The organism is Embleya sp. NPDC008237 (assembly GCF_042956465.1).
Classification (GTDB): domain Bacteria; phylum Actinomycetota; class Actinomycetes; order Streptomycetales; family Streptomycetaceae; genus Embleya.
In genome coordinates, this window is sequence record NZ_JBIBGL010000004.1 from 757,512 (window position 1) to 769,082 (window position 11,571).

Annotated in this window: 11 protein-coding genes; 7 read left to right on the forward strand and 4 right to left on the reverse strand. The window is 73.1% G+C overall.

What is annotated here, in order from left to right:
* Nucleotides 1–146 precede the first annotated feature (146 nt).
* Nucleotides 147–1,163 (reverse strand): MBL fold metallo-hydrolase, encoded by a 1,017-nt coding sequence (locus ACFZBU_RS13795; protein ID WP_391583717.1) that lies wholly within the window; start codon nucleotides 1,161–1,163, stop codon nucleotides 147–149.
* Between the two features lie 102 nt (nucleotides 1,164–1,265).
* Here ACFZBU_RS13795 and ACFZBU_RS13800 point away from each other — a divergent pair, with 102 nt between their 5' ends.
* Nucleotides 1,266–1,982: a TetR/AcrR family transcriptional regulator gene (locus ACFZBU_RS13800; protein WP_391583718.1), complete on the forward strand. Its 717-nt coding sequence runs from the start codon at nucleotides 1,266–1,268 to the stop codon at nucleotides 1,980–1,982.
* A 166-nt stretch (nucleotides 1,983–2,148) separates the two neighbouring features.
* On the opposite strand, the gene ACFZBU_RS13805 is transcribed toward ACFZBU_RS13800, so the two are convergent.
* Nucleotides 2,149–2,514: a hypothetical protein gene (locus ACFZBU_RS13805; RefSeq protein WP_391583719.1), complete on the reverse strand. Its 366-nt coding sequence runs from the start codon at nucleotides 2,512–2,514 to the stop codon at nucleotides 2,149–2,151.
* A gap of 109 nt (nucleotides 2,515–2,623) precedes the next feature.
* Here ACFZBU_RS13805 and ACFZBU_RS13810 point away from each other — a divergent pair, with 109 nt between their 5' ends.
* The 5 genes from ACFZBU_RS13810 to ACFZBU_RS13830 all read left to right on the forward strand — a co-directional run bounded on the left by ACFZBU_RS13810 (nucleotide 2,624) and on the right by ACFZBU_RS13830 (nucleotide 7,016).
* Nucleotides 2,624–3,010: a hypothetical protein gene (locus tag ACFZBU_RS13810; protein WP_391583720.1), complete on the forward strand. Its 387-nt coding sequence runs from the start codon at nucleotides 2,624–2,626 to the stop codon at nucleotides 3,008–3,010.
* Nucleotides 3,007–3,975, forward strand: coding sequence for a hypothetical protein (locus ACFZBU_RS13815; protein WP_391583721.1), 969 nt, complete (start codon nucleotides 3,007–3,009; stop codon nucleotides 3,973–3,975). Before ACFZBU_RS13810 ends, ACFZBU_RS13815 begins: the two co-directional genes overlap by 4 nt.
* Complete coding sequence (locus tag ACFZBU_RS13820; protein WP_391583722.1) at nucleotides 3,972–4,355, forward strand: roadblock/LC7 domain-containing protein; 384 nt, start codon at nucleotides 3,972–3,974, stop codon at nucleotides 4,353–4,355. The genes ACFZBU_RS13815 and ACFZBU_RS13820 overlap by 4 nt, the downstream gene beginning before the upstream one ends.
* 499 nt (nucleotides 4,356–4,854) lie before the next feature.
* Nucleotides 4,855–5,586, forward strand: a complete 732-nt coding sequence (locus tag ACFZBU_RS13825; RefSeq protein WP_391583723.1) for a response regulator transcription factor — start codon at nucleotides 4,855–4,857, stop codon at nucleotides 5,584–5,586.
* Nucleotides 5,580–7,016, forward strand: coding sequence for a sensor histidine kinase (locus ACFZBU_RS13830; protein WP_391583724.1), 1,437 nt, complete (start codon nucleotides 5,580–5,582; stop codon nucleotides 7,014–7,016). The genes ACFZBU_RS13825 and ACFZBU_RS13830 overlap by 7 nt, the downstream gene beginning before the upstream one ends.
* Before the next feature lie 130 nt (nucleotides 7,017–7,146).
* On the opposite strand, the gene ACFZBU_RS13835 is transcribed toward ACFZBU_RS13830, so the two are convergent.
* On the reverse strand, nucleotides 7,147–7,839 hold the full coding sequence (locus tag ACFZBU_RS13835; RefSeq protein WP_391583725.1) for an alpha/beta fold hydrolase: 693 nt from the start codon (nucleotides 7,837–7,839) through the stop codon (nucleotides 7,147–7,149).
* A gap of 885 nt (nucleotides 7,840–8,724) precedes the next feature.
* Here ACFZBU_RS13835 and ACFZBU_RS13840 point away from each other — a divergent pair.
* A complete protein-coding gene (locus ACFZBU_RS13840) occupies nucleotides 8,725–11,262 on the forward strand; it encodes a hypothetical protein (protein WP_391583726.1) in 2,538 nt (845 codons plus the stop codon).
* 99 nt (nucleotides 11,263–11,361) lie between these two features.
* Here ACFZBU_RS13840 and ACFZBU_RS13845 read toward each other — a convergent pair.
* On the reverse strand, nucleotides 11,362–11,571 hold a 210-nt coding region (locus ACFZBU_RS13845; RefSeq protein ID WP_391583727.1), incomplete at its 5' end, for a hypothetical protein.

The window sequence follows — 11,571 nt, forward strand, 5'->3', positions numbered from 1 at the left end:
CCGTCGGAGGGCGGGGCGCGGTCCGTCCCGACCGGGCCGACGTCCCCCGATCGACCACGCCCCGCCCCCACCGCCGCGGCGGTACGCCAGGGGTCGGGTCCACATCGTGGTGGTCGTCGGCTGGTCCGGAGGCACGACGTGCTCGCTCAACCCTTGGAATCGGCGCCGTGTGAGTCGGCGTGGTGGAAGGCCCGCGCCGCGAAGCCGATCCATTCGGGGTTGTCCCAGGTCGCCCACCGAACCCGGGCGTCCCGGTCGATCGCCGCCGCGGTGTCGTCGGCCGAGGCACCACCCGCGCGCAGCCGCCGGGTCTCGGCCCGCACGTGGTCGAGATAGCCCCGGACCTCGCCGATCAGCCCGGCCTCGGCAACCTCGCCGTGGCCCGGCACGACGATCTCGGGCTCGTCCGCGAGGAGTCGGTCGAGCAGGGCGATCCAGCCGCTTCCGTCGACGTCGGTGTCGAACGGCGGGAAGTACGGCAGGATCGGGAACATCCGGGTCTCCACCAGATCACCCGTGAACAACACCCGGCCGTCGATCAGCACCGTCTGATCGGATGCGGTGTGCGCCGGGCCCCGGCTGCCCAGCACGGCGGTGTGGCCGCCGAGATCGATCTCGGCGTGGTCGGCGTAGACCACGTCCGGATCGACGAATTCGACGCCTTCCAGGGCCGCCGCGATCTGCGCGGACATGCCGGCGAACATGCCCGCGTAGGCGGCGCCCTTGCGGCGCAACTCGTCGCGCTGGGACCGGTTGTAGACGATCGTCGCGGCACCCTTGAAGGCTTGCGCGCCGAAGCCGTGCTCGGGGTGGAAGTGTGTGGTGGTCAGGTACAGCGGCCGGTCTCCGGCCAATCGCCTGGCGTGGTCGAGCACATGAGCACCGTTGCCCGGGCCGAGACCGGTGTCGACCACCAGCGCGGCCCGCTCGCCGACGACGATGCCGATGTTGGGTACCAGCGGCACCCGGTTGTCGGGAATGACGAAGACCCCGGGGCGGATCTCCACCGGCTCGCCGCGCACCACCGGCGGCGGGGCGTCCCGCAGGTCCGGCGGCGCGGATCGGCCGGCCGATTCGGCATCCGCCCTCGGGCCGTTCGTCGCATCGTTCGTCGGGTCGTTCGTCGGGTCGACGCTCGCCGGGTCGTTCGAGGAAGGTTCCACAACACACATTCCAGGACCGTCCTATCTGATCAGCGTTCAGATGACCTTCGGACCATAGCATCGATCCACGCCGGAGCATCTGAGCACTGTTAAGATGTACGGGTGAGCAAAGAGCGCTACCACCACGGGGAACTGCGCGCCGCGCTGCTCGACGCCGCCGAGGCACTCGTGCGCGAACGAGGGGTCGACGGCTGGTCGTTGCGCGAGGCATCGGCTCGGGTCGGAGTCAGTCCGAGCGCCGCCTACCATCACTTCGACGCGCGCGACGCACTCGTGCGCAGCCTGTCCGACCGGGTGATCGCCCGTCTGGGCGAGCGGCTGCGACGGGCCGCCCACCGGGCGTCCGGGGAGCACCCGCACCGGCGCCTGATCGCGTACGGCCGCAGCTACGTGCGCTGGGCGCTGGAGGACCCGGCGGTCGCCCGGTTGGCCTTCGCCGCGGGCCGCGCCGACCTGCGAACACCGATCGCCCCGCACCCCCACGACGTGCTCGCCGCAGAGCTGGACCGGCTCGTCGACACCGGCGAACTGCCCTCCGCGGCCCGCCCGGGCGCCGAGTTCGTGGTCTGGGCGGCCGTGCACGGGCTGGCCACGCTGCTCATCGACGGCCTGGTGCAGTTGCACGGCCCGCGTGCCGTCGACCGGGAGGCGGAGCGGCTGCTCGACGCCGTACTGACCGGCCTGGCCCGGGAACAACCACCCGCGCGGCCGTGGCCGACTCCGCGCTCCGCCCACTCACAGCGCCTCGCCGCCCCCGCCGAGACCCCCGCCGGCGGCAATACCGCTTCCGACGCGGGGCATTCGCCACCGTCACCGTGACAACGGCGCGGCCACGAAGCGGCGTAGCCGGCGTCGGTCGGCATATCCCGGATTTCGCATACCTCGGCGATGATCGGGCGCGGCGGTCGTCCCCTTTTCCACGGAAAAGGGGACGGAAAAACCAGGCGTCGGCCCGGGCGCGATAATGCCGGCCGACGGTATTACCCTATATCTCCAGAATTCCCTCGATGCGCTTGAGCGCATGCCGGGCCAGGGCCAGATTGCTCCGCGAACGGTCGAGCGCGAGGTAGAGGAAAAGCGATCCGTGCGTGCGCGTCAGCGGGCGCAGCAGGTGGTATTGGGTGCCGAGAGTGATCAGGATGTCCTCGACCGTGTCGTCGATCCCCAGCGAGGCCAGCGTCCGCGCCTTCGCCTTGACCACCTCGGTGTTCCCGGCGGCGGCGACCTCCAGGTCGAAGTCCCTGCCGCCGCCCAGCGTGCCGAGCGTCATCCCGCTCTCGTGGTCGACGAGCGCGACGCCGATGGCACCGTCGACGGTCATCGCTTCCTTGAGCGCGGCCTCAATGTTCATCGCGTTTCCTTTTCCTGACTTTCCTCGGGGATTCCTACGCACGGAACCAAGGCGATCACTAAACGTCAGCCTTCGCCTATTGTTGAAGATCTGCCATAAAGTACTCTGCATGTTGTCACAAAGTGAAGGGGGGCAGCCGCTCCCCCTGGAGGCATCGCTCTCCGGAGTTCTCGAATCTCCCGGAGTAATCGGCGCAGCCCTGATCGACGCAGTCACCGGTCTCGTCTACGCCGAGGTCGGCGATTGTCGCGCCCTGGGCAACGGCACCGAACTCGCCGACCTGACGAACCTGGTCACCGACCGGCTGACCGAGGCGGGCGCCGCCGGAGAGGTGGAGAGCGTGATCGTGACCAGCCGGCGATACCACCAGATCACCCAGGTACTGCCGCGCCGGGGCGACGACTTCCTGCTCGCGACCGTGGTGGATCGGACCGAGACCAATCTGGCCTTGGCGGTTCGGGCGACCGCCGAGCACGCGAGAGACGTCCTGGTATGAATGGCCCCGCCGTCGCGCAGAGTCCGCGCAACGTCCCGGCCCTGCTGATGACACTGCACCGGGAACGCTTCACCGGGGCCGTCGTGGTGTCGGGCACCCCCGGCGGCACCCTCCACCTGCGGGACGGACTGGTGGTCGCGGCCCGCACTCCGGCCTCTCCCGCGCCCGACACGCTGCTGCTGCGTTCGCGGCGGATCGCCGAGCCGGACTGGGTCGCGGCCGGTGAGGCGAGCCGCACCGACGGCCCACTCGCCGACACTCTGGTGGCGCTCGGCCTCGTCCGCGCCCCGGAGCTGAGCGCGCTGTGCCTGGCCGCGGTCTTCGACGGCGCCTTCGGCATGTCCTTGGGTACGTCGGCCGGTTGGCAGGTGGACGACTCCGTGCCGGCGCCCGACCTGATCGCCGATCCCGGCGTGGAGCCGCGGCGGCTCACCGACGAGACCGCGCGCCGAATGCTGATGTTGTCCCAACTCTGGGGCCCGCTGTCGGAGTTCGCCGCAACCCGGATCAAACCCGCGGCGCAGCCGGCCGTCGGCACGCTGCCGGTGCGCTATCGGGACATCCTGCTCGGCGCCAACGGCCGCCGGGCCCCGCGCGATCTGGCGTTCGCACTCGGCCGAGGCCTGTATCCGGTGATGCTCGACCTCGCCCGGATGAGCGCTCGGCGACTCGTACACCGCGACGTGCCGGCCGGCGCGGTACCGACGCCCATCGTCGCCCCACGCGACTTCGCGACAGGCGCGAGCGCCCCGGCCCCGCTCCCGGGCGCCGGACTGCCCCGCCGCAACCCCGGTACGCATCTGCCCGATTCGGCGCCCGATGCCGCGCCGGGCGAGGCGCCCGGAGGCAGCCCGGTCCCGACGCCGCCGGCGAACAACGCCCCCGGCGACCGCTCGAGCGACGCCCCGCCGCACGTCGAGCACGACCCTCGAAACCACCCGCACCAAGGAGAAGTCGCACCATGAACAACCAGGTAGCCATCGACGCCGTGGTCCTCGAACTCAAGGCGCTTCGCGAGCGCGTCATGGGCATCACCGAGAGTGTGGTCTCCACCGGCGACGGCCTGCTCGTCGCCGGCGACACCGTCTCGGTACACGGCGAATCGTTGTCCGCCCTCGCCGCCGCCGCGCTCGCGCTGGGCAGCCGTACCGCCGGGGAGGCGGGTCTGGGTGGCCTGCGCGACGTGGTGGCGCGCTGCAACGGCGGACACGTGGTCATCCTGGCGATCGGCAACCACGCGCTGCTGGCGATCGTCGGCGACGAGGGCCTTGACATCGCCGGGCTGCACCGCGAATCGCCTGCCTCGATCGCCCGCCTGGACCGCATCCTGACCGGGGCCGCGTAGTCGGCGCGGGGATCACCGAGCCCTCCACCCCCGCGCCGCAACGAGCGCGCCGAGGCGGCCTCGGCGGTGGCCGTCGAGCGGCCCAGGCGATACGGCAACGTGGACATCACGAACTCCCGGACGGTGCGCTGCGGGGGGCGAGGGCGGTCGGCCCGAAGCACGCCGGCAGCCGCCCCGGCCCGAGGCCGGCGAGAGCGGCGCCTGCCGGCGGTATTCACACGCAACTCCCATGGAACGGCTTTCCGTTGGTGCGCGACCCTGGACGGGTGCAGACACCTGGCCCGAAACAAGCCGCGCGCCCGCCGCACCCGGGCACGAGACGGCCGGACGCGGGCCGGCACCGTAATGGCACGCCGACCACGCACCGACCACCGATCGACGGTCCTCCCGGCAGCAGGCGCCCCGCCACGGCCGCCCTCGACCACCGACCGTGTCCACCACGCGCGCCGCATTGCCACCGCTGCCCCACCCGGCGGCACGCGTCGCGAGAAAGGCCCCGATGAGCCACCCGGACCCGCAGGCCGGCCAGACCGCACCCCACGATCGCGGCCGGCTCCTGGTCGTCGACGACGAACCGGCGATCGTGGACACCGTCGCCCGGTTCCTGCGCTTCGTCGGCTACGACGTGCGCACCGCCGGCACCGGCCGCCAAGCCCTCACCGTCGCCCGGGACTTCCTGCCGGAGCTGATCCTGCTCGACGTCATGCTCCCGGACGACGACGGCTTCGAGGTGCTGCGCCGGTTGCGCTCCGACGGGCTCCCGGTGGCCGTGGTCTTCCTCACCGCGCGCGACACCCGCCAGGACGTCGTCCGCGGCCTGACCGCCGGCGGCGACGACTACATCACCAAACCCTTCGGCCTGGACGAGGTCACCGCGCGCGTCGAGGCGGTGCTCCGCCGCACCCGCCGCACCGATCCCGGCGGCGACGTCCTGCGCGTCGGGGACCTCGAACTCGACGCCACCGCACACCAGGTGCGCCGCGGCGGCCGGGCCGTCGACCTGTCGCCCACCGAATTCCGGTTGCTGCGCTACCTGATGCTGCACCCCGACCACGTGCTGACCCGGGCCCGCCTGCTGGAACACGTGTGGTCCTACGACTTCAACGGCGACGACACCGTGGTGGCCACCTACATCAGCTACCTGCGCCGCAAGATCGACGACGGCCAGGGCACTCCCCTGATCCACACCCGCCGCGGGGTGGGCTACTGCCTGCGCACCCCGCCGTGCTGAGCCTGCGGCCCAGGACCCGCCGGCAACCGCTGAGTCGTCGCCTGGTGATCGTGCTCGTCCTGGTGTGCACCGCGGTCCTCAACACCTGCGCGGCGGTGACCGTGGGCGTGCTGCGGGACTCGCTCTTCGACCGCCTCGACAATGAACTCGACACCACCGTGGCCGCGTTGCGCGCCCTGGACCAGCGCGAACGCAACAACCAGCCGTTGGGCCTGACCCCGGGCATCTGGCTGAAGTTTCCCGGCGGCCTGCGCGTCGCCCTGGCCGCCCCGGGTCGCCGTCCGCCGCACGGCCTCGGACCGAAACTGACCGGCGCGCTGCCGGTTGCCGGTCGCACGGTCACCGCTCGCTCCGGCGAGCCGGGTTCGCACGAGAAGTTCCGGGTCCGGGTCGAGGACCTGCCCGACGGGCGCACCGCCCTGGTCGCGTTGAGCACGAACGACGCCGAACGGGCAGCCGACCACGCGCTGTACGTCGTGCTGATCACCGTCGGCATCGCCCTGCCGACCCTGGGCCTGCTCGGCGCGCTGTTCGTGCGCCGCGAACTGCGGCCGTTGGAACAGGCCGCCCGGGTCGCCGACTCGATCGCCGCGGGCGACTACGCCCGGCGCGTGCACAATCCGCTGATCGGCCCACGCACCGAGGTCGGCCGGTTGGCCACCGCCCTGGATCGCATGCTGGACCGGATCCAGGCCGCGTTCATCGCCCGGGACACCTCGGAGGAGCGCCTGCGTCGGTTCGTCGCGGACGCCTCCCACGAGTTGCGCACGCCCCTGCAATCGATCGGCGGATACGCCGAGTTGTACCAGCGCGGCGCACTCCCGGACCGCGGCTCGGTCGACGACGCGATAGCCCGGATGCGGGCCGAGGTGCGGCGGATGAACGGCCTCGTCGAGGCGCTGCTGCTGCTCGCGCGCCTGGACGAGGAGCAGGACACCGAGCTGGAACCGGTGGACCTGGCCCGGGTGGTGGCCGACTCGTGCCGCGACGCCGCCGCCGTCGAACCCGACCGACCGCTCGACTACACCGCGCCCGCCGGGCCCGCGGCGGTACTGGTGCTCGGCGACGAGGACCGGCTGCGGCAGTTGCTGGCCAACCTGCTCGGCAACATCCGCATGCACACCCCGCCGGATGCCCCGGCCGTGGTCGAACTGCGGCGCGAGGCCGACCTGGTGCTGCTGACGGTGCGCGACAGCGGCCCGGGTATACCGGCCGACGACCTGCCGCACGTCTTCGACCGCTTCCACCGCGCGGACAAGAGTCGCAGCCGCGCCCAGGGCGGCAGCGGCCTCGGCTTGTCCATCGTCGCCGCGATCGTCGACATGCACCACGGCACCATCCGGATCGACCCCGCCCCCGAGCGCGGCACGGTGGTCGGCGTTCGTCTGCCCGCCCTCCCCGACGCCCGCACGACCTCGCCGCCGACCTGACCCACCCGGGTAGGCGCGCGACGCAGAGCCCGCTCGGCCGGTCCCGGCGCGCCCCCGGGCCGCGCGTCGCGCGCGTACCCCGGCGGCGGCATCCGGATGTCCCGACCGACATCGCAGGCGGCGGTGTGCCTCACACCTCCACGGTGTCGAGGAGGACGCGGGCCAACTCGCGCGGCCGGGAGAACATCGGCCAGTGTCCGGTGTCCATCTCGACCAGGCGCCACCGCGCGCCGGTCAGCAGTTCGGCCACGTCCTCGCTCGGCTCGGCGCCGTCGAGCAGGCATTTGATGTAGGTGGCCGGGAGTTCGCCCAACGGCCGGGCCGGCATCGCCGGTTCGGTCAAGGTGGCGGCCGGATGCGGCGTCGCGCCCTCGACCAGCCGGGCGATCTGCTCGTCGGTCAGGTCCTGGCCCGCGAAGTCCGCCGCCGCCGGCGGCATCCAGAAACCGCCCTCGAGCCCGGCCGTGAACTTCTCCTCGCCCAGCCACGAGCCGGACGCGAACGACTCGCCCTCGGTGGGCACATTGGAGTCGACGAAGACCACCCGGGTCAGCCGATCGCCGATCAGCCCGGCGGCCTGACCCACCGGGATGCCCGAATAGCTGTGCCCGACCAGGACCACATCACGCAGGTCGGCACGCTCGATCACGTCCACGATGTCCTGCACGTGCGTCTGCTGCCCGGCGGGCTCACCCTGCCGGTCGGCGAGACCGGACAGCGTCACCGGGTGCGCCCCGTGCCCCGCCGCCCGCAGCTCCGGCGCCACCTCGTCCCACGCCCATGACCCCAACCACGCACCCGCGACCAATACGAATTCCGCCATCGCGGCACGGTAACCGATCCCGCCGACACGGCTCGGGAACCGGCCGCGCGGACTGCGGGCCGACCGTCGTCCCGGTCGTCGAACCGGCGGCGTCCTGGGCATGCCATCGGGGCGGGCCGGGTCGGGTCGCCGGCTTTGCCGGCTTCGATGCAGGTGACGGGTACGGCGGCGCGCGCCGCCGTACCCGTACACCTCGGTGCGCCGTCGGTTCCGCACGAACGACTCCGAGACGGTGCGCCACCCGGCATCCCGGCCTCGAAAACGTCGCGGGACAATCCTCGACACCTGCCCGCGACCTCGACGAGCCCCCTCCCGTCGAGGATCGCCCGCAACGCCGTCGCACGGATCGTCGAGCGCGCCTCCCCCCTTCCGACCATCGACCCCGGCGTGACGCGGGAATCACGGTCGCCCCCCGGGATGGCGACGATCCATCACGTTTCCGTGATCCCTTCGTCACCACCCGTGAACACGACTCTAGGGCCCGGTCCCGGCAAGGAACAGGCAACAAATCAGCCGGCCTCCGCACTCGCGCCAACCGGTACAAACCGTCGGTTGCCCGGCTGTCGAGGTTCGTCCCGATCCGCACGGCGGGACCACCCTGCCCACCGGCCAGGGGAACGCACCCTGCGGGACGCGCCGGCCTCGGCCGCGGCCGCGGTTGGCCGAATACAGGTGCGGCGCCGCTCCGTTCGTGGATGGGCCGCCCGCCGCGTCGAAGCTCTGCCGCTCCGGGCGTGAAGGATCCGGCCCGGGTGCGGCACCATGCCCACCCCGATCCCGGCGCGAGGACCTCGACGCCGGGGGCGCCCGGTCGGCCCGTACCATCCTGTCGTCGGCGACCCGGTATCGGGCGGGGGCGGGCCGGGAACGAGGCGGGGGCGCGGCATGGCGGATACGGCGTTCATGCATCTGCTGGGCCGCGCGAGCGCCGCCGACGTGGCGGCGGTCGCCGAACGCATGGGCGCCGCGGCCCGAAGTCGGCTGGTGGCAAACGCCTTCGGCGCGCCGGACGCGCTCCTGCACCGAATGCTCGCCCACGGCGAGCACAGCGACCGGGCCTGCCTGGCCGCGGACCGGGAGTTCCGCGCCAAGCCCGGCTACCTACGCCGCTACGACAGCCCCCTGTGGGCCCTGTACACGCTCGGCGACCCCGAACTCCGCCCGGCCCTCTACCGGACCGACTCGCCGCTGATGTGCCGGCTGATCCTGGCCGGCGGCCCGCCCGGGTGCCTCCCGCCCGACCGGCGGGTACAGGCCGGCCTGATCCCGATCGGACCGATGCCCACGCATCCCACACTGCGCAGCGCCCTGCTCGGCAGCACCGACTACCGGCTGCTCGCCCCGGCCGTCGTCGCGGCAGATCCAGACCTGGTCCGGCACGCGTTGCGCACCCTGGGCACCGACGGCCGACTCACCCGCGCCGAACGGGCCCTGGCCCTGCTGCGCCTGTGGGACGCGGAGGGTCCCGACGCCGTCCGGGAGTGGACCCGCGAACAGCAGAGCCGCTACCGCGGGCTGCACCGGCAACTGCACGAAGCCCTCGACAACCCGAAGGTCCGCGCCGACGTGGAGACCACCATCCTCGACGCGGCCGGCCCCGAGGGCTTCGTTCGCCGGCTGTGCGCGATCGAGTCGCCGACCCGCTCGCGCCTGAACCCCGCCGCGGCCGTCGTGGCGACGGCACCCCACACGTTCGAGTGGCCCGCCGTCGTCCGCGCCCACCACCGCAGTCCCTTCCTCGCCGACGACGTGGGCCAACTCGTGCAACGCCACGGCCTGGACCACGACGTCCTGCGTGCGATGGTCGGCACCGATGCGCACGGACACCCATACCTGTCGAACTGGCGCGCCTCGGAAGGCGTGGACGACGGCGACCTGACCACGTGCCTCCTGGACGCGTGCGAACCGGTCCGTACCGCCGACGCGCCGAGCGTGGCCGATCTGGTCGCCGACGCGGCCCCCGGATGGGTGTTCCTGGAGAACTACGCCGAGGCCGCCGCGCAGACCGCGACCTCGCGACGGCTCCGGGAGCGCTTCGCGCTCGTCGACGCCGAACTGGCCCGACTCGTCCGCGCCCGGCTCGGCGACGACGTCGAGCGTTGGGTCCGCCTGGCCCGGATCGGCCCCGCCTGGCCGGGCACCCTGCCGGACCTCCTGGACGCCACGGCGGACCCCGATGCGGCCGACGAGCACGCCGCCGAGGGGCCGATCTGGGCGGACCGCGACTACCTGCGGCACGGTCCCCTCGGCCGAGCGCCCGGCCGGCAACGCCACGCGGCCATGCGCCGATTGTTGCGCGAGACCGCTCCCGAGACCGTCGCCCGGATCGCCGCACGGCTGCCGGCCGCGTTCACCGCCGACCTGTACGGCCGCCCGGGCGGCGCCCGCCTCGACGCCGCGCTGTGCACACTCGGCGCGCCGGCCGTCGACGTCGGCATCCACACCTGCCCGCGAACACCCCCACAGGTACGCGAGTTCCTGCTCCGGACGCGGACCCCCGCGCTGTATGCGAGTCTGATCGGCGCCGCCGAGGACGACTTCGGGGCCCGGTTGTCCAGGCTGCGCGAGCATGGTCGGGCCACGGTGTACGAAACCCTGCTCGCCTGCCGCGCGGCGATCGGCTCCGGGCAGGCGACCGTCGTCGAGCGCCTCGCGTACGGCGTGCTGCGGCCGGGGTTCGACGGCGTCTACGAACGCGAGAGCCTCGGCATCGACGTGGCCGGCATCGTCCGCCGCGCCCGCGCCGCACCGCCCGCCGAGGCGGACGTCCTGCTGCGCGAGGCGGCGCAGGACTGGGTGCAGCGTGCCCGGGCGGGCGGGGTGGTCGAGTTGCTCGCCACCGGCGGCGCGCGCGGCTACCTGGAGACCACGCACGATCCCGGCTGGGCGGCCATCCTCGCCGCGCACCGCGCCGACCCGCTGCCCGTCCCGGCACTGGAGGCTCTCGCCGAGGCCCGCCCGGATCTGCCCGCGGAACTCACCCGCGCCCTGGCCGAACACGTCGGCGCCTACTGCGACTCGGCGCACATCGCCGAGCACTCGTGGACACTGGCCCGCTCGCTGTTGCGCGGCGTGCACCCGTTCGGCGGCAGAGCGAGGCCGGCCGCCGAATGGCCGGACCTGATCACCCGGGCGCTGGACGCGGGCACGCTCGACCCCGGCCTCTGGGCGGCACACGGCCGGCCCGCCGCCACCGTGCTGCGCACGCTGTCCGAGGCCGCCCACGAAACCGTGCCCGACGCCGTCGGCCGGGCCTTGGCCGAAGCGGTCGAGCGGCACCTGGCCGGGCGGCCCGATGCGTGGGTGACCGCGTACGCGATGTTGCCCGACTTCACCGGCACGGTGGCCGAACTGCTCGCCACGGCGGAGGCCGCCGCCGGGCCGGGCGGCCGGCGCCCACCGCCGACCGGGCCGCCCGGGTAGCCCCACCCTCGGCGCGGCGCCGCGAAGCACGGAAGCCCTCACCCCCCGACGACCGGTCGGGGAATGAGGGCTTCGTGCTGGGGCCGTCGCGGATTGCGGCTACTTGACCGGTTCCGGCTCCGTCGCGTCCTCGGTCTCGTCCTGCTTCGCCGGTGGTTCGGGGAGTTGCACGGATTGCAGGAGCAGTTGTGCCACGTCGACGACGCGGAGGTCCTCCGAGGCCTCGCCGGCCTGCTTCTTGGCGTTGATCGAGTCGGTGAACATCACCAGGCAGAACGGGCAGGCGGTGGAGACGATGTCCGGCTTCAG